24 protein-coding genes are annotated in these 22,732 nt (G+C 72.8%); 14 read left to right on the forward strand and 10 right to left on the reverse strand.

Annotated elements, in window-relative coordinates; translation table 11 throughout:
• Positions 1 to 23: 23 nt before the first annotated feature.
• Positions 24 to 884 carry a dihydropteroate synthase gene (folP, locus tag V5O46_RS18715; protein WP_332885758.1) on the reverse strand — a complete coding sequence of 287 codons (861 nt, stop codon included), beginning with the start codon at positions 882 to 884 and terminating at the stop codon, positions 24 to 26.
• Between the two features lie 163 nt (positions 885 to 1,047).
• Between folP and V5O46_RS18720 the strand changes: the two genes are divergently transcribed.
• Both V5O46_RS18720 and V5O46_RS18725 read left to right on the forward strand, forming a co-directional pair.
• Positions 1,048 to 1,401 carry a DivIVA domain-containing protein gene (locus V5O46_RS18720; RefSeq protein WP_332885759.1) on the forward strand — a complete coding sequence of 118 codons (354 nt, stop codon included), beginning with the start codon at positions 1,048 to 1,050 and terminating at the stop codon, positions 1,399 to 1,401.
• Entirely contained in the window at positions 1,398 to 1,994 is a 597-nt protein-coding gene (locus tag V5O46_RS18725) for a DNA-3-methyladenine glycosylase I (protein WP_332885760.1), read from the forward strand. Before V5O46_RS18720 ends, V5O46_RS18725 begins: the two co-directional genes overlap by 4 nt.
• 24 nt (positions 1,995 to 2,018) lie before the next feature.
• On the opposite strand, the gene chcB is transcribed toward V5O46_RS18725, so the two are convergent.
• Positions 2,019 to 2,822: a 2-cyclohexenylcarbonyl CoA isomerase gene (gene chcB, locus V5O46_RS18730; protein ID WP_332885761.1), complete on the reverse strand. Its 804-nt coding sequence runs from the start codon at positions 2,820 to 2,822 to the stop codon at positions 2,019 to 2,021.
• A gap of 385 nt (positions 2,823 to 3,207) precedes the next feature.
• Between chcB and V5O46_RS18735 the strand changes: the two genes are divergently transcribed.
• The gene (locus V5O46_RS18735) at positions 3,208 to 3,375 is read left to right on the forward strand and encodes a DUF3117 domain-containing protein (RefSeq protein WP_003966491.1); all 168 of its coding nucleotides are present in this window, start codon (positions 3,208 to 3,210) and stop codon (positions 3,373 to 3,375) included.
• A gap of 194 nt (positions 3,376 to 3,569) precedes the next feature.
• Here V5O46_RS18735 and V5O46_RS18740 read toward each other — a convergent pair whose 3' ends face one another.
• Positions 3,570 to 4,268, reverse strand: coding sequence for an O-methyltransferase (locus tag V5O46_RS18740; protein WP_332885785.1), 699 nt, complete (start codon positions 4,266 to 4,268; stop codon positions 3,570 to 3,572).
• A gap of 111 nt (positions 4,269 to 4,379) precedes the next feature.
• Between V5O46_RS18740 and sigE the strand changes: the two genes are divergently transcribed.
• From sigE to V5O46_RS18765, 5 genes are all read left to right on the forward strand, one after another.
• Positions 4,380 to 5,165, forward strand: coding sequence for an RNA polymerase sigma factor SigE (gene sigE / locus V5O46_RS18745; protein WP_332885762.1), 786 nt, complete (start codon positions 4,380 to 4,382; stop codon positions 5,163 to 5,165).
• Entirely contained in the window at positions 5,162 to 6,121 is a 960-nt protein-coding gene (locus V5O46_RS18750; protein ID WP_332885763.1) for an anti-sigma factor family protein, read from the forward strand. Before sigE ends, V5O46_RS18750 begins: the two co-directional genes overlap by 4 nt.
• 136 nt (positions 6,122 to 6,257) lie before the next feature.
• Positions 6,258 to 8,480, forward strand: a complete 2,223-nt coding sequence (locus V5O46_RS18755) for a trypsin-like peptidase domain-containing protein (RefSeq protein ID WP_332885764.1) — start codon at positions 6,258 to 6,260, stop codon at positions 8,478 to 8,480.
• A 238-nt stretch (positions 8,481 to 8,718) separates the two neighbouring features.
• Entirely contained in the window at positions 8,719 to 9,210 is a 492-nt protein-coding gene (locus V5O46_RS18760; RefSeq protein WP_332885765.1) for a sec-independent translocase, read from the forward strand.
• A gap of 346 nt (positions 9,211 to 9,556) precedes the next feature.
• A complete protein-coding gene (locus tag V5O46_RS18765) occupies positions 9,557 to 10,228 on the forward strand; it encodes a hypothetical protein (protein ID WP_332885766.1) in 672 nt (223 codons plus the stop codon).
• A gap of 63 nt (positions 10,229 to 10,291) precedes the next feature.
• Here V5O46_RS18765 and V5O46_RS18770 read toward each other — a convergent pair whose 3' ends face one another.
• Genes V5O46_RS18770 through V5O46_RS18780 form a run of 3 tightly spaced genes read right to left on the reverse strand, consistent with a single transcriptional unit; the run spans position 10,292 to position 13,398 of the window.
• A complete protein-coding gene (locus tag V5O46_RS18770) occupies positions 10,292 to 11,425 on the reverse strand; it encodes an Mrp/NBP35 family ATP-binding protein (RefSeq protein WP_332885767.1) in 1,134 nt (377 codons plus the stop codon).
• Between the two features lie 43 nt (positions 11,426 to 11,468).
• On the reverse strand, positions 11,469 to 12,074 hold the full coding sequence (locus V5O46_RS18775) for a DUF1003 domain-containing protein (protein ID WP_332885786.1): 606 nt from the start codon (positions 12,072 to 12,074) through the stop codon (positions 11,469 to 11,471).
• The gene (locus V5O46_RS18780) at positions 12,064 to 13,398 is read right to left on the reverse strand and encodes a magnesium transporter MgtE N-terminal domain-containing protein (RefSeq protein WP_332885768.1); all 1,335 of its coding nucleotides are present in this window, start codon (positions 13,396 to 13,398) and stop codon (positions 12,064 to 12,066) included. The genes V5O46_RS18775 and V5O46_RS18780 overlap by 11 nt, the downstream gene beginning before the upstream one ends.
• Positions 13,399 to 13,789: 391 nt before the next feature.
• Here V5O46_RS18780 and V5O46_RS18785 point away from each other — a divergent pair, with 391 nt between their 5' ends.
• Complete coding sequence (locus tag V5O46_RS18785; protein ID WP_332885769.1) at positions 13,790 to 14,530, forward strand: hypothetical protein; 741 nt, start codon at positions 13,790 to 13,792, stop codon at positions 14,528 to 14,530.
• 12 nt (positions 14,531 to 14,542) lie between these two features.
• Here the strand turns inward: V5O46_RS18785 and V5O46_RS18790 are convergent, their stop codons facing one another.
• Both V5O46_RS18790 and V5O46_RS18795 read right to left on the reverse strand, forming a co-directional pair.
• The gene (locus V5O46_RS18790) at positions 14,543 to 15,058 is read right to left on the reverse strand and encodes a hypothetical protein (protein ID WP_332885770.1); all 516 of its coding nucleotides are present in this window, start codon (positions 15,056 to 15,058) and stop codon (positions 14,543 to 14,545) included.
• 43 nt (positions 15,059 to 15,101) lie between these two features.
• Positions 15,102 to 16,217 carry a magnesium and cobalt transport protein CorA gene (locus tag V5O46_RS18795; protein WP_332885771.1) on the reverse strand — a complete coding sequence of 372 codons (1,116 nt, stop codon included), beginning with the start codon at positions 16,215 to 16,217 and terminating at the stop codon, positions 15,102 to 15,104.
• Positions 16,218 to 16,767: 550 nt separating this feature from the next.
• On the opposite strand from V5O46_RS18795, the gene V5O46_RS18800 reads away from it, so the two are divergent.
• The 4 genes from V5O46_RS18800 to V5O46_RS18815 all read left to right on the forward strand — a co-directional run bounded on the left by V5O46_RS18800 (position 16,768) and on the right by V5O46_RS18815 (position 20,255).
• Positions 16,768 to 17,364: a suppressor of fused domain protein gene (locus V5O46_RS18800; RefSeq protein WP_332885772.1), complete on the forward strand. Its 597-nt coding sequence runs from the start codon at positions 16,768 to 16,770 to the stop codon at positions 17,362 to 17,364.
• 414 nt (positions 17,365 to 17,778) lie between these two features.
• Positions 17,779 to 18,420 carry a DUF6758 family protein gene (locus V5O46_RS18805; protein ID WP_332885773.1) on the forward strand — a complete coding sequence of 214 codons (642 nt, stop codon included), beginning with the start codon at positions 17,779 to 17,781 and terminating at the stop codon, positions 18,418 to 18,420.
• A 242-nt stretch (positions 18,421 to 18,662) separates the two neighbouring features.
• Entirely contained in the window at positions 18,663 to 19,520 is an 858-nt protein-coding gene (locus V5O46_RS18810) for a PHP domain-containing protein (RefSeq protein ID WP_332885774.1), read from the forward strand.
• 129 nt (positions 19,521 to 19,649) lie between these two features.
• Positions 19,650 to 20,255 (forward strand): MarC family protein, encoded by a 606-nt coding sequence (locus V5O46_RS18815; protein ID WP_332885775.1) that lies wholly within the window; start codon positions 19,650 to 19,652, stop codon positions 20,253 to 20,255.
• Positions 20,256 to 20,377: 122 nt separating this feature from the next.
• Here V5O46_RS18815 and V5O46_RS18820 read toward each other — a convergent pair whose 3' ends face one another.
• Positions 20,378 to 20,530, reverse strand: coding sequence for a hypothetical protein (locus V5O46_RS18820; RefSeq protein WP_332885776.1), 153 nt, complete (start codon positions 20,528 to 20,530; stop codon positions 20,378 to 20,380).
• 253 nt (positions 20,531 to 20,783) lie between these two features.
• On the opposite strand from V5O46_RS18820, the gene V5O46_RS18825 reads away from it, so the two are divergent.
• A complete protein-coding gene (locus V5O46_RS18825; protein WP_332885777.1) occupies positions 20,784 to 21,680 on the forward strand; it encodes an NYN domain-containing protein in 897 nt (298 codons plus the stop codon).
• Between the two features lie 94 nt (positions 21,681 to 21,774).
• Here V5O46_RS18825 and V5O46_RS18830 read toward each other — a convergent pair whose 3' ends face one another.
• Positions 21,775 to 22,647: an alpha/beta fold hydrolase gene (locus V5O46_RS18830; RefSeq protein WP_332885778.1), complete on the reverse strand. Its 873-nt coding sequence runs from the start codon at positions 22,645 to 22,647 to the stop codon at positions 21,775 to 21,777.
• Positions 22,648 to 22,732 lie beyond the last annotated feature (85 nt).

Below are 22,732 nucleotides of genomic sequence, written 5' to 3' on the forward strand. Positions count from 1 at the left end.
GCGCGGCACCTCCAGCGGAGCGCTCAGGCCAGGCCCCGGCGGGCGACCGCCGGCGCCCGGTGCCCCGCGATGGACGCCACCATGTCCAGCACCTGCCGCGTCTCCGCCACCTCGTGCACCCGGTACACCTGCGCCCCCAGCCACGCCGACACCGCCGTCGTCGCCAGCGTGCCCAGCACCCGCTCCTTCACCGGCTTGTCCAGCGTCTCCCCGACGAAGTCCTTGTTCGACAGGGAGACCAGGACCGGCCAGCCGGTGTCCGTCATCTCCCCGAGCCGCCGGGTCGCCTCCAGGCTGTGCCGGGTGTTCTTGCCGAAGTCGTGCCCCGGGTCGATCAGCACCGACTCGCGCGGCACCCCGAGCGCCACCGCCCGCTCGGCCAGCCCCAGTGTCACCTTCAGGATGTCGGCCATGACGTCGTCGTAGGTGATCCGGTGCGGGCGGGTCCGGGGCTCGGTACCCCCGGCGTGGGTGCACACCAGACCGACGCCGTGCCGCGCGGCGACCTCCGCGAGCCGGGGGTCCACGCCGCCCCATGCGTCGTTCAGCAGGTCCGCGCCGGCCGCGCAGACCGCCTCGCCCACCTCGTGCCGCCAGGTGTCGACGCTGATCACCACGTCCGGGAAGCGCCGCCGCACCTCGGCGACGAAGCCCACGGTGCGCCGCGCCTCCTCCTGCGCGGTCACCTCCTCGCCCGGGCCGGCCTTCACTCCGCCGATGTCGATGATCGCCGCCCCCTCGGCGACCGCCTGCTCCACGCGCGCGAGCGCCGGTTCGTCGCGGAAGGTCGCCCCCTGGTCGTAGAAGGAGTCCGGGGTCCGGTTCACGATCGCCATGATCACCGGCTCGTGCGCCCCGAATTCGCGCCTGCCCAGCCTGAGCATCCCCTGTGACCTCTCCTCGTCCGTGCCGTGCCGTGCCGTGCCGGCGCCCGCGTCCCGCGCTGGTGCGCGGCTCTCCGGGCGCCTGCGATCCTGAGTGTCAGACTCGCATGGCACGATCGGAGCCGACACATCAGACTCGTCGTCCGACCGTGGGGGCCCCGCGATGGTTATGTTCCTGTTCCTGGTCGTCGCGCTCGCCGTCGTGGTCGCCGCGGTGACGCTCGCCGTGGTGGGCGGCGGAGACAGCGGCCCGCTGCCCGAGGCCGCCCCGGAGCGGCTCGCGGACGCCCTGCCCCCGGACCGCCCGGTGAGCCGCGCCGACGTGGAGAGCCTGCGCTTCCCGCTCGTCGCCCGCGGCTACCGCATGGCGGACGTCGACGACGCGCTGCGCCGGCTCGGCGCCGAGCTCGCCGAACGGGACGCCCGTGTCGCCGATCTGGAGTCCGCGCTGGCCGGGGCGAGAGCCGCCGCCCACCAGGTCTCCATGGAGAAGCCGGACCAGGAGGAGCAGCAGTGAGCACCGGCGACGCGGTCACCGGCCCGGACGGCGCGCCGCGCTGCCCCTGGGCCCTGTCCACCCCGGACTACGTGACCTACCACGACGAGGAGTGGGGCCGCCCGGTCCACGGCGACGACGCCCTGTTCGAGCGCCTCAGCCTCGAAGCCTTCCAGTCCGGACTGTCCTGGATCACCATCCTGCGCCGCCGTCCCGGTTTCCGCGCCGCCTTCTCGGGCTTCGAGATCGCCGCGGTCGCCCGGTTCACCGACGACGACCGCGACCGCCTGCTCGCCGACAGCGGCATCATCCGCAACCGCGCCAAGATCGACGCGACGCTCGCCAACGCGCGCGTGCTCGCCGGGTGGGCGCCGGGCGAGCTGGACGACCTGATCTGGTCGTACGCGCCCGACCCGGCCACCCGCCCGGTCCCGAGGACCCTCGCCGACGTCCCGGCCGTCACCCCCGAGTCGACGGCCCTGTCCAAGGCCCTGAAACAGCGCGGCCTGCGCTTCGTCGGCCCGACGACTGCGTACGCGCTGATGCAGGCGTGCGGACTGGTCGACGACCACCTGGAGGCGTGTGTCAGCAGGGACGGCCCGCCCGGCGCCTGACGAGGAGGCCTGCGGATTCCCTGCTCACCGGCCCAGGTAGCGCGGCTTCTCCTTGGCGACGAAGGCCTGCACCGCGATCGCGTGGTCCTCGGAGGCGCCCGCCCGCGACTGCAGCTCGTCCTCCTTCTCCAGGGTCTCTGCCAGCGAGTGCGTCAGCCCGTAGGCCACGGACTCCTTCAGTGCCGCGTACGCCACCGTCGGCCCCTCGGCCAGGGCCCGCGCCACCTTCTCGGCCTCGGCACGCAGGTCACCCGCCGGTACCACCCGGTTGGCGATCCCCAGCTCGTAGGCCTCCTGTGCTTTGAGGCTGCGCGGGAAGAGCAGCAGGTCGGTGGCCCGGCCCGGGCCGACCACCCGCGGCAGCGTCCAGGAGATGCCGGAGTCGGCGGTGAGCGCCACCCCTGCGAACGAGGTGTTGAAGGACGCGGTGTCCGCGACGATCCGGTAGTCCGCCGCCAGGGCGAACCCGAACCCCGCCCCGGCCGCGACCCCGTTCACCGCGGCCACCACCGGCTTGGCCGCCTCCGCAAGCGCCCGTACGACCGGGTTGTAGTGCTCCCGCACCGTGCTCATGGTCTGCCCCGAGCCCGACTCCCGGTCGGCGGCCAGCAGCCCGATGTGCTCCTTGAGGTCCTGGCCGACGCAGAACGCCCGGTCCCCGGCGGCGGTCAGCAGCACCGCCCGCACGGCGTCGTCGTCGGCCGCGGAGCGGACCGCGTCGCGGAGAGCGGCCTTGGTCTCGATATTCAGCGCGTTCATCGCCTCGGGGCGGTTCAGCGTGATCGTCGCGAGTCCGTCGCTCACCTCGTGGAGCACGGTGTCGGCCATGGCGTATCCCCTCCGCATAGCGGTCGTGGTCGTAGGGACGTACCGATGGGTACGCCCGGTGTCCGAGGGACAGCATGACGGAGATCACCGGCCACGGCCCGTCGCGGGGATGTGACCTGCATCAAAGAATTCCGGTCCGCAGCCATTCGGCGGGAGTGGGTGCGGGCGGGCAGTACCGCAGCCCCGTCGCCGAATTGAGTGGTTTTGCTCGCGTGCGTTGCGCAAGCGATGCCGACTGATGTTGGTCATCGGGTCCAGGGATGCGGGATAATGGCCTGGAAGCAATGTGTTCGATGCCGGTGTCGCGCGCCCTGTGCCGGGTCGCGCGTGCCCTTGGTGGGCCGTCGGCTTAGACGATGAGCTGGTATCAGGAAGGGGAACGAGCATGGCGGCCATGAAGCCGCGGACGGGCGATGGCCCGCTCGAGGTGACCAAGGAGGGGCGGGGCATCGTCATGCGCGTTCCGCTCGAAGGCGGCGGTCGACTCGTCGTCGAGCTGACCCCTGACGAGGCCGACGCGCTCGGCGACGCCCTCAAGAAGGTCGTCGGCTGACGCGCAAGCGACCATACCCGTTCAGTCGCCCCGGTGCCGCATGCGGCACCGGGGCGACTGATTTCCCCGCCGCACCCGAAGACCGCCGTAGCTGAACCACCGCCGCAGCCGTCAGGCCGTCACGCCGGGACGGCCTCGGTGAGACGGCTGCTGTGTGACAGCCTCTGTCCCGTCCGTCTCTGCTGTCTCGGCACCTATCTCTTCACCGCGCACAGCAGCCCGTCGCCTACCGGCAGGAGCGACGGCACCAGCTCCGGGCTCTCCCGTACCGTCCGCAGCAGCTCCCGCAGCCGCAGCACCTCCGTCGGCTGCGGCCCGGAGTCGACCGTGCGGCCGTGGGCGAAGACGCCCTCGAAGACGATGAGTCCGCCGGACCGCAGCAGACGCAACGATTCAGCGAGATAGTCCGAGTACTCCAGCCGGTCGCCGTCGCAGAAGACCAGGTCGTACCCGGCGTCCGCGAGCCGCGGCAGGACCTCCAGCGCGCGGCCGGGGATGAAACGGGCCCGGTTGCCGGCGAACCCCGCGGCGCGGAAGGCCTGGCGGGCGAACTGCTGGTGCTCGGGCTCGGGGTCGACCGTGGTCAGCACCCCGTCCGCGCGCATCCCGTGCAGCAGATGGATCCCGGAGACCCCGCAGCCCGTCCCGATCTCCGCGACCGCCTTGGCGTCCACCGCGGCGGCGAGCAACCCCAGCGCGGCCCCCGTGCCGGGCGTCACCGAGCGCAGGCCCGCCTCACGGGCACGGTCGCGGGCCCAGCGCAGCGCGTCGTCCTCGGCGACATAGGCGTCGGCGAACGCCCAGCTCGTCTGCCGGTTGCCGGTAATGGCCCTCTCCTGTCCCCGTGGTTGCCTCGGCGTGACTGTATCCGTTGGGGTCGGGAACCCGCAGATGGGACCAGTCGTTTAAAGGGACAGGAAGAGCCGGCGAGGTCGTACGGGCCGCACCGCCTCAGATCAAATTCTCGTAAAACCGCTTATCCGGAGCTAACGGGCGAGGTGGCTATGGTAGGGGCTCCACTGGACACCACCGGAGCCAAAAGGGGAGGTGCGGCTGCGCCTGTGGATCGGCGAGGAGCGCTCAGGCGCCTCCTCGGATCGGCGGGCAGGCCGAAATCCGTGAACGACACCGCTGCTGACCCCAGCCACGCCGCCGGCCCCTCGGCCGGCCCCGACCGGACCGCGACCTTCACCACCGACGCGGACGGGCAGGCGTGGACTCCGCCCACCTGGGAGGAGATCGTCAGCACCCACAGCGGCCGGGTCTACCGCCTCGCCTACCGGCTCACCGGCAACCAGCACGACGCCGAGGACCTCACCCAGGAGGTCTTCGTCCGCGTCTTCCGCTCGCTGTCCACCTATACGCCGGGCACCTTCGAGGGCTGGCTGCACCGCATCACCACCAACCTCTTCCTGGACATGGTCCGCCGGAAGCAGCGCATCCGCTTCGACGCGCTCGGTGACGACGCGGCCGAGCGCCTGCCCAGCAGGGAGCCCACCCCGCAGCAGGTCTTCAACGACGCGCACTTCGACGCCGACGTCCAGCAGGCCCTGGACACCCTCGCCCCCGAGTTCCGCGCCGCCGTCGTCCTGTGCGACATCGAGGGACTCTCGTACGAGGAGATCGCCGCGACGCTGGGCGTCAAGCTCGGCACCGTCCGCTCCCGGATCCACCGGGGCCGCTCCCAGCTGCGCAAGGCCCTCGCGCACCGCTCGCCCGAGGCGCGGGCGGAGCGCCGGACCTTCGTGGCTCCTGTTCCCGTACTGGGAGGGGGAGGCGCGAGCGCGTGAGCGGATCACGGCCCACACCCGAGGGACACCTCGCGGAGCAGCACCTGGGAGACCGACTCTCCGCCCTGGTGGACGGAGAGCTCGGTCATGACGCGCGGGAGCGTGTGCTGGCGCACGTCGCCACCTGTCCGAAATGCAAGGCGGAGGTCGACGCCCAGCGCCGGCTGAAGAACGTCTTCGCCGAGGCCGCACCCCCGGCCCCCTCCGAGAGCTTCCTGGCCCGCCTCCAGGGGCTGCCGGCCGGTGGTGGCACCGACGGCCGTCCGCCGCTGGGCGGGGGAGGCCTGCCCGACGGGCTGTCCGGACTGCCGGGAGCAGCCGGGCGGTTCGGCGACACCGGCGCCTTCGGGGTGAAGGGCGGCGAGCCCTTCGAGTTCGACTACGTGCCGTCCCGCCCGCATACCCCGCTGCTGCCCGCCGATGAGCGGAATCACGGCTTCCGGATCCATGACGTCGGCCGGCCGGACGCCGAGCGCTCGGCCTCGCGTGGTCTGCGCCTGGCGTTCGTCGTCGGCGGGGCGGTCTCGCTGGCCGCGATAGCGCTGGGCGGTGTCACGGTCGGCACCCCGGACACCACCACGGAGGCCCGTGGAGGTTCCGGCTCCGGGAGCAATGTCACCCCGATGCGGACTCAGGGCACGGCGGCGGCCACGGTCCCCGAGTCACAGCGCCGCCGCTCGGCCGCGCCGCTCCTCGGGCAGGTCCAGGGCGGCCAGCGGATGCTGGGCGACACCCCGGTGGCGCCGAGCTCGCTGTCCGCACCGCTGCTGCCGGGGCTGTCCGCGGCCCCAGCGGGAGGCGGTCAGCAGTCCGTGCGCGGTCCGCAGACCCCGATGATGGCCGGCGCCGCCGCGCTGTCCCCGCTGATACGCCCGCTCGACATCCGCCCGCCCGGGCTGCTCGCCGAGCCGTCCCCGACCACCTCACCGTCCCCCGCCTCGGGCCGGGTGCCGTGACCGGAGGTCTGCGCGGCGGGCCGCGGACCTGATTGAATCCGTGGGGGGCGCCCGGCGGGCAGCAGCAGCCGGGCGCGCAGTCGACGATCTGCGGTTACCGCCGACGAGCCGTGCCGCGGCCAGCTGTGGGGAGAGCATGCACGAGGGGAAGCCCCAGAAGGCGAAGTGGTGGAGCCGTCCGCGCCCGCAGGACCCCGAGGGACCCCGGCAGCAGCCGGAGACACCTGACCCCGCCGTCGGCGGCGACGGCGACTTCGAACTGGCCCGCCCCCGGACCCCGGCCGTCGACTACGAGCTGGATCGCCCGGCCCCGGCTGCGGATGCACCGGGCGCGGGCGGCGGCTTCGGGCCGGTCGGGGGCCCCGCGGCACCGGCGGACGAGCGGGGCGGGGACAGCGGCGACGGGCGGCCGGGCGGCTCGGCTCCGGCCGGCGACGCACGGGGCGGCGCCTCCGGGCCGGAGGGTTCGGCGCCTGCCGAGGGTGCGTGGGACGGAGGCGGTGGCTCCGGGCCGGAGGCCGCGGTGGCCGCGGCGGATGCCAGCGGCGGCGCCGACGGCAGCGGGCCGGGCGGCTCGGCGTCGACCACCGTGGGCGTGCGGGACGGGGCCGGCGCCGACGAACCGGGCGGCCGCCCGGCAGCGGCTGCGGACGCACGCCCCCGGCCGCTCCACGAACCCGACCCCTACGGCACCCCGCCGTACGGGGAACCGGGCCCCTGGGCTCCGGCCCCTCCGGTCCAGCACCCCGCTACCACTCCGGCGCACGGCACCGCTGCGCCGGGCACAGCACCGGTCCACGGCGCGACGATCACCGGAGCGGCCCCCGCACCCGCTTCACCGGCTCCGGTCGCCGAGCCGTCGTCCGACGCACCGGTTCCGGTCGTGGCTCCGACGCACGGTGGGCCGGCAGCGGGCCGGGCCCCCGTGCACGGGGTCGCGGGAGCCCCGGCACCCGCCCCGGGACAGAGCCCTGCGGGCGCGGTTCCCCGTCAGGCGTCGGCGCACGGCTCCGAGGCCCCCGTGGGGCCGCCGGTCTCCTTCGGACCGGGCGTCGCCGGTGGGCCGGGTGTGCCGTCGGCCGGGTCGGCGCCGGGCGGTCCCGGTGTCCCGTCCGTACCCGGTGTCCCGTTCACGCCCGGTGCGGCCGGCGCGGGTGACCCCTGGGGGCGTTACGACCCCTGGGCGCAGACCGCCGCCGGGCCGCTGCAGCAGAACGGAGCCGCCGTCCCGACGGAGAACCAGCGACGCGGGCGGAGGCGCAGGACGCTCGTCGTCGGTTCCGTGCTGCTCGCCGTCGTCTCGGGTGTCGCCGGCGGTGCCGTGGGGGCGTATCTGGAGCGCACCGGCGGCATCGGGTCCGTGGAGCTGCCGCAGGCAGGGAAGGAGCCCGCCGAACGGGCGCCGGACAGCGTGGCCGGGATCGCCGCCAAGGCCCTGCCCAGCGTGGTCACCCTGCATGTCAGCGGCGGCGGATCGGGAGGCACCGGCACCGGCTTCGTCCTCGACGACCGCGGTCACATCCTCACCAACGACCACGTGGTCGGACCCGCCGGCGAGGGCGGCGAGATCTCCGTGACCTTCCACAGCGGCGACACCGCCGAGGCCACCGTCGTCGGCCGGGACAGCGGGTACGACCTCGCCGTGGTGAAGGTGGGCGGTGTGCGCGGACTGACCCCGATGCCGCTCGGCAACTCGGACAACGTCCAGGTCGGTGATCCGGTCGTGGCCATCGGCGCCCCCTTCGACCTGGCGGGCACGGTCACCTCCGGCATCATCAGCGCCAAGGAGCGGCCCATCACGGCCGGCGGCGGGGAGGGTGACGGCAGCGACGTGTCGTACGTCGACGCGTTGCAGACCGACGCTCCCATCAACCCCGGCAACTCCGGCGGCCCTCTGCTGGACGCCAAGGGCCGTGCCGTCGGCATCAACTCCGCCATCCGCTCCGCCGGCAGCGGCGGCGACCCGGACGGCGGCCAGGCGGGCTCCATAGGACTCGGCTTCGCCATCCCCATCAACCAGGGCAAGCGCGTCGCCGAGGAGCTGATCAACACCGGTCGCGCGACCCACCCGGTGATCGGCATCACTCTCGACATGGGCTACTCCGGCGACGGCGCACGCGTCGGCACCGAGGGCAGCGACGGCGGGCCGCCGGTCGTCGCGGGCGGTCCCGGCGACCGGGCCGGTATCGAGCCGGGCGACGTCATCACCGCCGTCGACGGCCGCCGGGTCCACTCGGGCGAGGAGCTGATCGTGAAGACCCGCGCCCACCGCCCCGGCGACCGCCTGGAGCTGACCCTGGAACGCGACGGCAGGGAACGGACGGTCTCGCTGGTGCTCGGCTCCTCGCACGGAGGCTGATCCGCGTACGGCGGCCGACTCGGCAGGACGACCGAACCGGCAGGACGGCCGACTCGACAGGACGGCCGACTCGACAGGACGGCCGACTCGGCACGGCGTCCCGGCGCCGCGCGGAGGCGGAACGGCAAACTTTCCGGAAAGCGACCGCATACACGCAGTCGGGGACCACGGGACTGTACCGATCGGGACGGACGGCCGGGTACCGTGGATCCGGCCCGGACATCCCAAGGAGCTTCAGGTGTTCAATGACATAGGCGCGCTCGAGCTGGTGACGCTCATCGTGCTCGCCGTGCTCGTCTTCGGTCCGGACAAGCTCCCCAAGGTCATCCAGGACATCACCGGCATGATCCGGAAGGTCCGGGAGTTCTCCGAGAGCGCCAAGCGGGACATCCGGGAGGAGCTGGGCCCGGAGTTCAAGGACTTCGAGTTCGAGGACCTCAACCCCAAGACGTTCATCCGCAAGCAGCTGGACAACGACGACCTGGGGCTCAAGGAGATCCGCAACGGCTTCGACCTGAAGAAGGAGATGGCCGAGGTCGCCGACGCGGTCCACGGCCGCGAGTCCGAGACGGCGTCGCCGCCCTCTGAGCCGTCCGCCCCCTCGTCCTCCACCGGGTCCTCCGGTTCCCCCTCCGGCTCGGTCGACATGTCCAAGAAGGTCGACATGGTCAAGGGCGCGCAGACCCCCGCCCGCGACGACCGCCCGCCCTTCGACGCCGACGCCACCTGAGCCCCCACGGCGGCGGCTCCGCGACTCCACGGCTCCACGGCTCCACGGCTCCGCGATCCACGGTTCCGCGACTCCGTACGACGAAGGCCCGGCGCCGTACGACCGGCGGCCTGCGGCGCGTTGCGACGGTAGGAGCGTCGGACGTGACGCGTTTCATAGGGCGGGCCGGGCGCGCACGGCCTGAACACGCCGCCCGCGCGACCCACGCGCCGGGCGGTTTCGCTGCGGCCCTCAGTGGTGTGGATATGCTGCCGAGTTGTTGTGCGGGCCGTACGTGAACCAGCAGCGTCGCCCGAAGGGGGGCGGGCCGTCACGGCCCGACGAGAGCGAGGAGGCGTCCGGGCACATGGAGACGACGAGTCGGGCTGTCGCGCAGGCGACGGCCGCGGAGGACGGACAGCAGCTCCCCTCCGCCCGGCGTACGGTCGACGGCTACCTGAGTGCGCCCTTTCCCTGGTACGGCCTCGACGAGGCCTTCACCGGGCCGCGTTGGCTGATGCAGGTCGGGACGGCGGCCGACGGGACCGTGGAACACGGCTCGATCGGGCACGGCGACGAGCCGTCGGTGCGCAACGAGCACACGTCGGGCGACGAGGAGGGCCCCAGGGAGAAGTTCGCGGTCGTGGTGACCGTCGCGGCCAACCCCGACCGGCGCAGTGCGGACGGCACGGGTCTGCTGGAGGCGACGTCGGTCTCCTCGGCGGCCTGGCTGGCCGGTGTGGGCCTGCTGTCCTTCACCTGGCCGGGGCAGATGGACCACGGGCTGCGGGACGACTGGCTGGAGCAGCAGACGGAGACCGCGTGGGTGCTCGCGGACGACCTCGACGGCGCGGACTGGTCGACGCTGTCCCTGCCGGTGGACGGGGTGCCGACGCCGTTCCACTACCGGGAGTCCGAGTTCGGGTGGGTGCTGGCGGGCACCACCGAGCAGGGGGTGCACCTCGGGGCGTACGGGCGCGGGATGAGCGCGTACGGGCTGGGCTTCGCCGTGGTCAAGGACGTGGCCGCCTACGCATGACCGGTGGGGTGGGCGCCGCCGGCCGGGCGGCGCCCCTTCCTTCGGCCCCGGGACCCCCTCGTCCTAGAACTTGTTCTTCGGCGTGATCCCCAGGGACATCCCCGAGAGGCCCCGCTGCCGGCCGCCCAGCTTCCCCGCGATCGACCGCAGTGCGGAACCGGCCGGGGAGTCGGGGTCGGTCAGGACCACCGGCCTGCCCTCGTCGCCGCCCTCGCGCAGCCGCACATCGATGGGGATGGCGCCGAGCACGGGGACGGAGGCGCCGGTCGTGCGGGTCAGACCGTCGGCGACCACCTGACCGCCACCGGTGCCGAAGACGTCGACCATCTCGTCGCAGTGCGGGCAGGGCAGGCCCGACATGTTCTCGACCACGCCGACGATCTTCTGGTGGGTCTGCACGGCGATCGCGCCCGCCCGCTCGGCCACCTCGGCCGCGGCCTGCTGGGGCGTGGTGACGACCAGGATCTCGGCGTTCGGCACCAGCTGCGCGACGGAGATCGCGATGTCGCCGGTGCCGGGCGGCAGGTCGAGCAGGAGGACGTCCAGGTCGCCCCAGTAGACGTCGGCGAGGAACTGCTGCAGCGCGCGGTGCAGCATCGGGCCGCGCCAGACCACCGGTGCGTTGCCCGGGGTGAACATGCCGATGGAGATCACCTTCACGCCGTTCGCCGACGGCGGCATGATCATGTTCTCGACCTGGGTGGGACGACCGTCCGCGCCCAGCATGCGCGGCACGCTGTGACCGTAGATGTCGGCGTCGACGACGCCCACCTTCAGGCCGTCGGCCGCCATCGCCGCCGCCAGGTTCACGGTGACGGAGGACTTGCCGACGCCGCCCTTGCCGGAGGCGACCGCGTACACCCGGGTCAGACTGCCCGGCTTGGCGAACGGGACCTCGCGCTCGGCCTGCCCGCCGCGCAGGGCCGAGGCCAGCTCACGGCGCTGCTCGTCGCTCATCACATCGAGCTCGACGTCGACGCGGGTGACGCCGTCGACCCGCGAGACGGCCTCGGTGACCCGCTGCGTGATGGTGTCCCGCATGGGACAGCCGGAGACCGTCAGGTACACGGCGACCGCGACCGCTCCGTCCGCGCCGATCCCGACCGACTTGACCATCCCGAGCTCGGTGATGGGACGGTTGATCTCGGGGTCGTTCACCGTCGACAGTGCCTCGCGCACCGCGTCTTCCGTAGCCATAGTCACGATGGTACGGCTCCCCGCCCGAGCGCCGGAAAGGCCGTCAGCGGTCGTCTACGTCACGTCCCCGCGACCGATCCGCCGGAACTGCCGGGAATACCCCAGCCTCGGGGCGGTGGCCGTTCTGCAGCTCCTCCAGGTCCTTGACCATGTCCTGGAGCTCGGAGCGGATCCAGTCCCGGGTCGCGACCTCGCCCAGCCCCATGCGCAGGGCGGCGATCTCGCGGGTCAGGTACTCGGTGTCGGCGATCGACCGCTCGTTCTGCTTGCGGTCCTGCTCGAGGTTGACCCGGTCCCGGTCGTCCTGGCGGTTCTGCGCGAGCAGGATCAGCGGGGCGGCGTAGGAGGCCTGCAGCGACAGCGCCAGGGTCAGGAAGATGAACGGGTACTCGTCGAACCGCAGCCGGTCGGGGACGCTCACGTTCCACAGCACCCACACGATGATCACGATGGTCATCCAGACGAGGAACCGCCCGGTGCCGATGAAGCGCGCGATCCGCTCCGAGAGCCGCCCGAACGCGTCGGGGTCCCACTCCGGCAGGAACCGGCGGCGCGGCGGGCGCGGCTGGTCCAGCCGGGGCCGGTGACGGGTGGTGGCGGTGGCCCCGGTCGGTGTGCGCTCCCGCGCGCTCTCGCGCTCAGGCGTCATCGGCACCCGCCCCCTCCTCCAGGTGGAACTCCGTCTCCCGCCAGTCCTGCGGCAGCATGTGGTCCAGCACGTCGTCCACGGTCACCGCCCCCAGCAGCGACCCCGACTCGTCGACGACCGGCGCCGCCACCATGTCGTACGTGGCGAAGAACCCGGCGACCACGGGCAGCTCCGCCGCCGGTTCCAGGGCCTGCAGGTCGTCGTCGAGGATCGAGCCGACCAGCGTGTACGGCGGGTCGCGCAGCAGCCGCTGGAAGTGGACCGTGCCGAGGTACTTGCCGGTGGGTGTCTCGTCGGGCGGGCGGCAGACGTAGACCTGGGCGGCGAGCGCGGGCGACAGGTCGGGATTGCGGACCCGGGCGAGGGCGTCCGCGACGGTGGCGTCGGGCCGCAGCACGATCGGCTCGGTGGTCATCAGGCCGCCGGCGGTGTGCTCCTCGTACGCCATCAGCCGCCGCATGTCGGCCGCGTCGCCGGGCTTCATCAGGCTCAGCAGCCGCTCCTTGTCCGTCTCCGGCAGCTCGCCCAGCAGGTCGGCCGCGTCGTCCGGGTCCATCGCCTCCAGGACGTCGGCGGCCCGCTCCTCGGCCAGCTTGCCGAGGATCTCGATCTGGTCGTCCTCCGGCAGCTCCTCCAGCACGTCGGCCAGCCGGTCGTCGTCGAGGGCGGCGGCGACCTCGGCACGCCGCTTGGCGGACAGATGGTGCAGGACGTTGGCCAGGTCGGCGGGGCGCAGCTGCTCGAAGGTGGCGAGCAGGTTCTCGGCGCCCTGGCCGTGCTCCTCCAGCGACAGCCCGGTGATCGCCGACCAGTCCACGGTCAGCGCCTCGCCCGCCCGTCTCCCACCACCGCCCTTCCAGGGCAGCGCCACCCGCCCCCCTTCTCCGCCGCGCCGGAAGGCGCCGCCCTTCTTCCCCTTGCGGACGAACACCCGGTCGATCACCCAGTCCCGGCGGGCGGGCAGCTGCTGCACCGACAGGTCGAGGACGGTGGCCTCCTCGCCGGTCTCGGTGAGCGTGACCCGCCGGTCCAGCAGTTCGCCGAAGACCAGGCGCTCGGTGGGCCGCTGCTCGAAGCGCCGGACGTTGAGGACCCCGGTGGCCAGCACCTGGCCGGACTGGATGCCGGTGACGCGGGTCATCGGCAGGAAGATGCGGCGCCGGGTGGCGAGTTCGACGACCAGTCCGAGCAACCGGGGCGGCTTCTGCCCGACCCGGAGCATGACGACCAGGTCGCGCACGCGGCCCACCTGGTCGCCGTTCGGGTCGAAGACGGCGACACCCGCGAGGTGCGAGACGAAGATCCGGGGGGCGCCCGCTGCCATGCCGGCGGCTCCTTTTCGTCTGGGGCGTCAGGGCTCTCATCCGAGGTGTCCGAGATACCCGAGGTGCCGGGATACCGAGGGTGCCAGGGATGGCAAAGGTGTCAGAGGTATCAGGTGTGTCAGAGATGCGAGAGATGCGAGATGTGTGAGGAGTGCCAGGGGAGTCAGGGGTTCTGGAGGTACTGGTCTCCCTTTCCGGATTTGCCCGCTCGGACGGCCTTCAGGCTAGCCCGTCCGGAACGGCACCGCTCTGGCGGCCGGTCCGGACGGACTGCCTCCGTTCGCCGTACGCCTCCCCGGTACGCTGCGGTACGCCGCTGTGGCTCCGCGTGCGTACCCCCGACCGGTGCGCACCGCCCGCGTCAGCCCCGTCAGAAAGGCAGCCCCACCTGTGACTGTGACTTCCCGGCGTGGAAACCGCAGGGTCGCTCTGGCAGGCGCGGTGTGCGCCCTGGCCGTGGCGGGGACGGGGCTGACGGGATGTGCCGAGGATCCGGACGCCGGCACCAACGGGGTCGGCAAGCTCACGCCCGACAAGATCCAGGCCAGGACGCGCACCGCCGCGGAGTCCGCCACCGCGGTACGGCTGTCCGGCTCCGTGGTCACCAGCGGGCGCACGTACAAGCTGGACATGCGGCTGAAGTCCGACGGGGGCAGCGGATCGGTCACCGCCGAGGGCAGGACCTTCCGGCTGCTGAGGGTCGGCGAGAAGCTGTTCCTCAAGGCGGACGCGGAGTTCTGGAGCAGCGACGGCGGGGACGCCGACGCCGCGGCGGCCGAGAAGCTCGGCGGCAAGTTCGTGACGGTGCCGCAGGGGGATCCGTCGTACCAGAAGTTCATCGGTTTCGCGGACAAGGACGTGCTTCTCGACGGTCTGCTGACGCTGCACGGCGCCGTGGAGACCGACGGCCGCCACGAGCTCACCGGGGTCCGCACCATCCGGATCACCGGCCAGCAGGGCGCCGGCGGTTCCCTGGACGTGTCCCTGGAGGGCACGCCGTATCCGCTGCGCCTGGTCCGGGCGGGCAGCGCGGGGACGATCAGCTTCTCCGACTGGGGCAAGGACTTCCCGCTGCAGGAGCCGGCGAAGGACGAGACCCTCGACTACGGCAAGCAGCTGCCGGCGTCCTGACCCCGACCGCCGCTACCGGCGACCCCGCCGCCGCTTGGCGAGCAGCCGGGGCAGCCCGGCCGGAATCGGTCCCCGGGTCGTGGCCGGCGTCGGCAGTGGCGGCTCGGCCAGCGGACCGTCGGGCAGCGGTGCCATGTCTCCGGTCGGCTCCAGCCGCAGTACCCGGCACTCGCGGGCCCAGCGCTCCGGCATGGCCTCGCCGTCGGGGGCGTTCAGCCGCTTGCCCTTGAGCTCGGCGACCGCGGCCTGCCACGACTCGGAGCCCGGGGCCAGCTCGACGACCCGCGCGGTCCAGGCGACCAGCCGGCCGCCCTTGTCCTTGCTGCGCACCGTCACCTCGGCCGTGGCCCCGTCGGCGAGCCCCGGCAGCGGCTGCTCGCCGGGGCCGTCGCCGACCAGGCAGACCGCTCCCTCGTGCCAGACGTGCCACAGGGCGCGTGCGGGGCTCTGCGGCCCCTGGACCCAGACCAGCCCGGACTTCTTCGTGGCCTCCTCGACGAGGGCCCGGTCGAGCAGCTCGCGTGTCATGCCGCTCAGCCTATCCAGCCCGGCGGGGGCGCCGGCCGGACGGTCACAGCCAGCCGTTGCGCTTGAGCGTGCGGTGGATGCCGAAGCAGATGGCCACGGTGACGCCGAGGACCAGCGGATAGCCGTAGCGCCACTTCAGCTCGGGCATGTGGTCGAAGTTCATCCCGTACACCCCGCACACCATCGTCGGTACGGCGATGATCGCCGCCCAGGAGGTGATCTTGCGCATGTCCTCGTTCTGCGCGACGGAGGCCTGGGCGAGGTTGGCCTGGAGGATGGAGTTCAGCAGCTCGTCGAAGCCGACGACCTGCTCCTGCACCCGGGCGAGGTGGTCGGCGACATCGCGGAAGTACTTCTGGATGTCCGGGTCGACCAGCCGCATGGGCCGCTCGCTGAGCAGCTGCATGGGCCGCATCAGCGGGGACACGGCCCTTTTGAACTCCAGCACCTCGCGCTTGAGTTGGTAGATCCGCCCGGCGTCGGTGCCGCGCGGTGTGCCCTTGCGGCCCGGCGAGAACACCTCCGTCTCGACCTCGTCGATGTCGTCCTGCACCGCGTCGGCGACCGCGATGTAGCCGTCGACGACGTGGTCGGCGATGGCGTGCAGCACTGCCGACGGGCCCCGGGAGAGCAGTTCGGGGTCGTCCTGGAGGCGGTGGCGCAGCGCGCGCAGCGACCCCTGCCCGCCGTGCCGGACGGTGATGAAGAAGTCCCGCCCGGTGAAGCACATCACCTCGCCGGTCTCGACGACCTCGCTGTTGGCGGTGAGCCGGTCGTGGTCGAGGTAGTGGATGGTCTTGAAGACGGTGAAGAGGGAGTCGTCGTAGCGCTCCAGCTTGGGCCGCTGGTGGGCCTGGACCGCGTCCTCCACGGCCAGCGGGTGCAGTCCGAACTCCCGGGCGATACCGGCGAACTCGTCCTCGGTGGGCTCGTGCAGGCCGATCCACACGAACCCGCCGTCGCGGCGCACCTGGCGCATCGCCTCGTGCGGGCTCAGCGGGGTCCCGGTCGGCAGGCGCCGGCCGTCCCGGTAGACGGCGCAGTCGACGACGGCGGAGACCGTCCCCGCGTCACGGGTGGTCTCGTAGGCGCCGCTGTCCTTGCGCAGCGAGACTCGGGAGGGGCGGACCGCGGCGCGCAGGTCACGGATCATCGACATGGCGGGCTCCTTCGCATCGGGCAGCGCAGGGCGCGGCGGCGACGGGTGGAACTACCCGGAATGAGGACGTCCTGTCCGTGGTGAAGGGCGCGTCCACAAAGCGGGGAGCACCGCACCGTCGCGGTGGCGGGTGTCGCTGCTGCTGGTCAGCTGCCGGCACGGCCCGGGCCCGCGGCGGTGCGGGGACGGGTGAGTCGGCAGGTCGAACGAACGACGAAGTGCTCTTCCGTGTGAGACGGCGCGCGGGCGACGGAAGGCGGCAACCGGCGGCGGGACCGGAACGGCTGCGGCTTGCGTCAGCGGCCGGAAGAGCGGGTGGTACTGCACGGTCGACTTCGGTCCATGCCAGCCCCACCTCCTCCGGCCGGTCCCGTGAGGGACGGTCCATTCCCCGTGTTTGGCGGGGTTCCCCTTAGGGGAGTCTTCCCTGCGGCGGGACCATGAGGTCACGCTTCTGCGTGCTGCCCCGAAACCGCCGGGCCACAGTATCAGCCGCCCGGCGTGTCAAGGCGCCGCTTTGCCTGCTCCTGACGAGTTCTATGCTCGCCGCATGGCTGATGTTCTTCCTCTGGTGGAGGCCCGGTTGCGTACCGCGCTGGGCGAGCCGGACGCGCGCGCGGCGGTCACCTTCCTCGGCACCGACCGCATCGAGGTGCTGCGCTTCCCGGGCGACGGCACGGAGGGCGGCATCGTCCGCTACGCCACGCTCGGCATGTCCGCACAACCCATGACGGACCCCACGGCGGTGCTCGCCGACCCGGTCGAGGGCCCCCGCGCCGAGCTGGTCCTGTCGGTCCGGGGCGGGCTCGCCGACACCGACAAGGTGCTTCGCCCGCTCGCCGTGCTCGCCGCGTCGCCGCAGGTCGAGGGCGTGGTCGTGGCGCCGGGTGCCTCGCTGGACGTGGGCGAACCGCTGTGGCCGGACGCCCCCTTCACCTCGGTGCTGGTGGCCGAGCCGGGCGGCCTCGTCGAGGATGTGGAGCTGGACGCCCCGATGGATCCGGTGCGGTTCCTGCCGCTGCTGCCGATGACGCCGAACGAGGCCGCGTGGAAGCGTGTGCACGGCGCGCAGGCCCTGCAGGAGCGCTGGCTGAACCACGGGACGGACCTGAGGGACCCGTCCCGCCGGTCCGTCCCGCTGGACTGAGGTCCGCGGGGGGCCGGTGGCCGGTGGCGGACCGGTGCGGGTGACGGATCTCACCAAGGCCCGGTCGGGTTCGGTCAGTTGGCGAAGTGCGACCGCGGAGCGCCGACGGGGTGCCGGAAGCACCGGTGGAGCGGCGGGTGGAGCGCGGGCGAGGCATCGATCGGGCGCAGACGGGGTGTCGGTGGGGCGCAGACGGGGTGTCGGTGGGGGCAGACGGGGTGTCGGTGGGGCGCAGACGGGGTGTCGGTGGGGGCAGACCGGGTGTCGGTGGGGCGCCGACGGGGTACCGGTCGGGCGCCGATGGAGTGCGGGCGGAGTGCTGTACGCCGTGACCGGTTCCCGAGGCCCGGTGGCTCCGTCCGGATGGGTGATCGTCCTTGACGTGGCGCAGCAGGGGGAGGACCGTTGGGCCCTATGAGGGGCGAACCCAGTTGCCCGAAGTGTGGTGGCCGGGTCAGGGCTCCCGGTCTCTTCGCCGATTCCTGGCAGTGTGACGTGCACGGCACGGTGCACCCGGTGCAGCCCGTGATCCCGCCCAGCGTCGAGGCCCTCGAGGTCGTGGTGCACCGCACCCAGGTGCCGGTGTGGATGCCCTGGCCGCTGCCGGTCGGCTGGCTGTTCACCGGGGTCGCCTGCGCCGGCGACGACCGTACCGGCGGCCGTGCCACGGCGGTGGCCTGTTCCGGCCCCGGCCCGCTCGGCGGCATCGGTGAGCTGATCCTGGTGTCCGAGGAGCTCGGAGTCGGCCTCGGCGCGCGGTATGCGGGTCTCGACGCCCCGGACCCCGGCCCCTATCTCGACGTCGAGAAGCCCCCCCAGGTCAAGGTGCTGGCCGCCGGCCGTCCGACACCGCTCTGGCATGTCTCCGGCGCCCCGGTCGACCGCGCCGTCTTCGCGGGGGAGGCGCTCGGGGTGTGGCTGTGGGCGGTGGTGTGGCCCGAGCAGTCGGGGCTGCTGATGTACGACGAGCTGGTGCTGGCCGATCTGCGCGACGCGGGGGCCGAGGTGGAGCTGGTGCCGTGCGGGGCGCTGTCGCCGCGGTTGCTCAAGCCGTAGCGGAACCGGTCTCCCGCAGGGGGCGCTGGGTCGCAGGGCGGCCGGTCGCATGGACTGCCGGTCGCATCGACGGCTGTCGCATGGACTGCCGGTCGTATGGACTGCCGGCCGCAAGGGCGGCCGGCTGCAGGGCGGGGTCGGTGTAGGGGGCGCTCGGTACTTTCGGGTGTGACGGTGAGGGTTCCGTTTCCCGTTATGCTGGAGCGTCCCCGTCCGTACCGTCACCGCTTGGAGTCAGCGTCGTGCGCATCGATCTGCACACCCACTCCACCGCGTCCGACGGCACGGACACCCCGGCCGAGCTGGTGCGGAACGCCGCCGCGGCCGGTCTGGACGTCGTCGCGCTGACCGACCATGACACCACCCACGGGCATGCCGAGGCCGTCGCCGCGCTGCCCGAGGGGCTGACCCTGGTCACGGGCGCCGAGCTGTCCTGCCGGATCGACGGCGTCAGCATGCACATGCTGGCCTACCTGTTCGACCCCGAGGAGCCCGCCCTGCTCGCCGAGCGCGAGCTGGTCCGGGACGACCGGGTGCCGCGGGCCAAGGGCATGGTCGCCAAGCTGAACGCCCTGGGTGTACCCGTGACCTGGGAGCAGGTCGCGCGGATCGCCGGCCCGGGCTCCGTCGGCCGGCCGCACGTCGCCTCCGCGCTGGTCGAGCTCGGTGTCGTCCCCACCGTGGGTGACGCCTTCACCGAGGACTGGCTCGCCGACGGCGGCCGGGCCTTCGTGGAGAAGCACGAGACCGACCCGTTCGAGGCGATCCGGCTGATCAAGGGCGCGGGCGGGGTCGCCGTCTTCGCGCACCCGGCCGCCGCCAAGCGGGGCCGTACGGTGCCGGAGACCGCCATCGCCGAGATGGCCGCCGCCGGCCTCGACGGTATCGAGGTCGACCACATGGACCACGACGCCGACACCCGCGCCCGGCTGCGCGGACTCGCCGGCGACCTGGGGCTGCTGGTCACCGGGTCCAGCGACTACCACGGCAGCCGGAAGACCTGCTCGCTCGGCGAGTACACGACGGATCCCGAGGTCTACGGGGAGATCACTCGGCGGGCCTTCGGCGCGTTCCCGGTACCGGGCGCCGGCGGAGCCTGAAGCCCGCCTTCCGGGCCCGCCCGCACCCGCACCCGCACCCCGTCCTCTCCTCCCAAGCACGCACGGCTTCCCGTGCCCCGCAGTCTCTCCCGTTCCCGCACGTTCTCGCGCAAGGCCAGTAGCTCACCCATGTTCGATGTCGCCGTCTTCGGCTCCCTCTTTCTGACCCTCTTCGTCATCATGGATCCCCCGGGGATCACCCCGATCTTCCTCGCACTGACCAGTGGCCGGGCCACCAAGGTGCAGCGGCGGATGGCTCTCCAGGCCGTCTGTGTCGCCGGCGGCGTGATCACCGTCTTCGGTCTGCTCGGCCACAAGATCCTCGACTATCTGCATGTGTCGGTGCCGGCCCTGATGATCGCGGGCGGGCTGCTGCTCCTGCTGATCGCGCTCGACCTGCTCACCGGCAAGACGGACGAGCCCAAGCAGACCAAGGACGTCAACGTCGCGCTCGTCCCGCTGGGCATGCCGCTGCTCGCCGGGCCCGGGGCGATCGTGTCGGTGATCCTCGCCGTGCAGAAGGCGGACAGCTTGGCCACGCAGGTGTCGGTGTGGGCGGCGATCCTCGCCATCCATGTCGTGCTGTGGCTGGTGATGCGCTACTCGCTGCTGATCATCCGCGTCATCAAGGACGGGGGCGTGGTGCTGGTGACCCGGCTCGCGGGCATGATGCTCTCCGCGATCGCCGTGCAGCAGATCATCAACGGGGTCACACAGGTGATCCAGGGCGCCTGAGCGCCGTCGGGCCGGGCCGAGGCCGGGCCGGGACCGGTCACGGGCGGAGCCCCGTCGCGCGTGTCGCGCGGCCGGGGCTCCGGGCGTGTGCGGGCGTGTGCGGGTGTGTGCTCGGCTCGGCGTTACGAGGCCGAGGCGTCGGCGGGGCGGATCCACAGGCGCTGCCCGATGGCGGCGGCCTGCTGCACGATGCGGTTGACGGAGGCGGCGTCCACAACGGTGGTGTCGACGGGCGTGCCGTCGATGTCGTCGAGTCGCATGACTTCAAATCGCATGGCCTCTCCCTTCGTCTGGTCATCCTCCTGAGGAGAACTACTGGTGGCCGGTGCGCGTCACGCGGGGCGCCACTGCCCCGCGTGTCCCGGCCGCTACGTCTGGTCAACGGCCCCCCGGTCTCAAACATTCCCTACGCTAAGGAAATTTTTCGAAGAGCTAATTACCGGGACGTAAGACGCCCGTTTCGTGCCTGCCGGTGGACGGACCGGGACCGGTTGTGTTCGCAGTGTGAACGCCAGGACAATGGATCCGATGAACGACGACCTCGCGTCCCTGGGCGCCCGCATCGACCGCACCAACGAGCTGCTGCAGCGCATGCTCGCCGAAGTGGCGAAGACGCCCTCCACCCACGCGATCTTCGTCGACGCCGGGTATCTGTACGCGGCCGCGGGACGGCTCGTCGCCGGCACCGAGGACCGGCGGGCCTTCGACCTGGACGCCGAGGGGCTGATCGAGGCGCTCATCGACCGCGCCCGCACGATCTTCGCGGACAGCAGGCTGCTGCGGGTCTACTGGTACGACGGCGCCCGGCGCCGCATCCACACCGCGGAGCAGCAGTGCATCGCCGAACTGCCGGACGTGAAGGTCCGGCTCGGCAACCTGAACGCCAACAACCAGCAGAAGGGCGTCGACTCCCTGATCCGCTCCGACCTGGAGTCCCTGGCCCGGCACCGCGCCATCAGCGATGCCGCCCTGCTCGGTGGCGACGAGGACCTGGTCTCTGCGGTCGAGGCTGCCCAGGGCTACGGCGCCCGCGTCCACCTGTGGGGCGTCGAGGCGCCCGAGGGCAGCAACCAGGCGGAGCCGCTGCTCTGGGAGGTCGACAGCCAGCGCACCTTCGACCTGGAGTTCTTCAAGCCCTACGTCTCCCGGCGCACGGCCGCCGCCCATGACACGGCCGGCACCCCCCGGCCGACCCGCGAGGCCGTCCGCTTCGTCGGTGCGCAGATCGCCGCGAAATGGCGGGCCGCCCGGGGCCGCGAGTCCCTGGCGGAGCTGCTCCCCGGCCACCCCTACCTCCCCGGCTCGGTCGACCAGGATCTCCTGGTGGAGGCGGAAGGGCTCCTCCAGTACTCCCTGCGCGGCCAGGCAGACCTGCGCCGCGCCCTGCGGGACGGCTTCTGGGAGTACGTGCAGACGCAGTACTAGGAGTACGTGCAGACGCAGTACTACGAGTACGTGCAGACGCAGCACTGGACGCGGTACCGGCTGCCGTGCCGGACGCGGTACCGGCAGAGCGGGTTCAGGCCGGCACGGTGTCCCAGAAGCCGGCCAGCGCCCGGGCCGTGGCCAGCGGCTCGTCGGTGTTGGGGGAGTGCTCGGCACCGGGGACGGTGGTGCGGCGCGCGTCCAGCCGTACGGCCATGTCGTCGAGGAGCGGAACCGGCCAGGTGTCGTCCCGTTCGCCCGACACCACGTGGAACGGCAGCGGTACGGCGGCGAGTTCGGCGACACGGTCGGGTTCCGTGCACAACTGCTGTCCGGTGGCGAGGAGTTGTGCGGGCTTGGTGCCGAGCCACCGGAGGCGCAGCCGCGCCGGGTCGCCGGGGCCGAGGGCGGGGCCGCCGACCTGCTCCGGCGGTCCCATGGCCTGGATCGCCTCCCACACATCGGCCATCGACCGGATGGCGAGTGCGTCCCGGAGCAGCTTCACGCGCTGCTGCTGCGAGACCGAGATCTGCGCCGGTCCCGAGGACATCAGGGTGAGCGACCGGAACGGCGAGTGGTCCAGCAGCACGGCGGCACGGGCGATCTGGCCGCCGAGGGAGTGCCCGAGAAGGTGGAGGCGAGGCTCGTCTAGGGCCGCGGCCTGGGCGAGCGCGTCCCGGGCCAGTTCCTGCTGGGCGTAGGCGGACTCGTCGTCCCGGGGCCCGTCGGACTCGTACTGGCCCCTGCCGTCCACCGCGACGATGCGGTACCCGCGCGCCGCGAGCGGCTCGTGCAGCAGCGTGAAGTCCTCCTTGCTGCCGGTGAACCCGGGCAGCATCAGCACCACGCCCTTCGGCTCTGCACCGTCGGCCACGGGCGAGTCGACGACGGCGAACTCGCCGCGCGCGGTGCGCAGCGGGTAGACGCGCGCGTCCGGAGGCGGGGTGAAGGTGGCGTTGTGGCTCACGGGCAGAGGGTATCGGGGCAGCCCTCCGCGGACGCCGGGGGGGGGGGGGGGGGGGGGGGGGGGGCGGGGGGGCGGGGGGGGGGGG

Origin of the sequence: Streptomyces poriticola, assembly GCF_036689765.1 — a bacterium.
In the GTDB taxonomy this organism is placed as follows: Bacteria; Actinomycetota; Actinomycetes; order Streptomycetales; family Streptomycetaceae; genus Streptomyces; species Streptomyces poriticola.

Excerpts from the sequence above, each read along its gene's own strand:
- V5O46_RS18770 (WP_332885767.1), bottom strand. The coding sequence starts at position 11,425 with ATGGCTACGGAAGACGCGGTGCGCGAGGCACTGTCGACGGTGAACGAC.
- V5O46_RS18825 (WP_332885777.1), top strand. The coding sequence starts at position 20,784 with ATGAACGACGACCTCGCGTCCCTGGGCGCCCGCATCGACCGCACCAAC.
- V5O46_RS18805 (WP_332885773.1), top strand. The coding sequence starts at position 17,779 with ATGAGGGGCGAACCCAGTTGCCCGAAGTGTGGTGGCCGGGTCAGGGCT.
- V5O46_RS18795 (WP_332885771.1), bottom strand. The coding sequence starts at position 16,217 with ATGTCGATGATCCGTGACCTGCGCGCCGCGGTCCGCCCCTCCCGAGTC.
- chcB (WP_332885761.1), bottom strand. The coding sequence starts at position 2,822 with ATGGCCGACACCGTGCTCCACGAGGTGAGCGACGGACTCGCGACGATC.
- V5O46_RS18755 (WP_332885764.1), top strand. The coding sequence starts at position 6,258 with ATGCACGAGGGGAAGCCCCAGAAGGCGAAGTGGTGGAGCCGTCCGCGC.
- V5O46_RS18800 (WP_332885772.1), top strand. The coding sequence starts at position 16,768 with ATGGCTGATGTTCTTCCTCTGGTGGAGGCCCGGTTGCGTACCGCGCTG.
- V5O46_RS18720 (WP_332885759.1), top strand. The coding sequence starts at position 1,048 with ATGGTTATGTTCCTGTTCCTGGTCGTCGCGCTCGCCGTCGTGGTCGCC.
- folP (WP_332885758.1), bottom strand. The coding sequence starts at position 884 with ATGCTCAGGCTGGGCAGGCGCGAATTCGGGGCGCACGAGCCGGTGATC.
- V5O46_RS18735 (WP_003966491.1), top strand. The coding sequence starts at position 3,208 with ATGGCGGCCATGAAGCCGCGGACGGGCGATGGCCCGCTCGAGGTGACC.
- V5O46_RS18820 (WP_332885776.1), bottom strand. The coding sequence starts at position 20,530 with ATGCGATTTGAAGTCATGCGACTCGACGACATCGACGGCACGCCCGTC.
- V5O46_RS18780 (WP_332885768.1), bottom strand. The coding sequence starts at position 13,398 with ATGGCAGCGGGCGCCCCCCGGATCTTCGTCTCGCACCTCGCGGGTGTC.
- V5O46_RS18815 (WP_332885775.1), top strand. The coding sequence starts at position 19,650 with ATGTTCGATGTCGCCGTCTTCGGCTCCCTCTTTCTGACCCTCTTCGTC.
- V5O46_RS18790 (WP_332885770.1), bottom strand. The coding sequence starts at position 15,058 with ATGACACGCGAGCTGCTCGACCGGGCCCTCGTCGAGGAGGCCACGAAG.
- V5O46_RS18765 (WP_332885766.1), top strand. The coding sequence starts at position 9,557 with ATGGAGACGACGAGTCGGGCTGTCGCGCAGGCGACGGCCGCGGAGGAC.
- sigE (WP_332885762.1), top strand. The coding sequence starts at position 4,380 with ATGGTAGGGGCTCCACTGGACACCACCGGAGCCAAAAGGGGAGGTGCG.
- V5O46_RS18775 (WP_332885786.1), bottom strand. The coding sequence starts at position 12,074 with ATGACGCCTGAGCGCGAGAGCGCGCGGGAGCGCACACCGACCGGGGCC.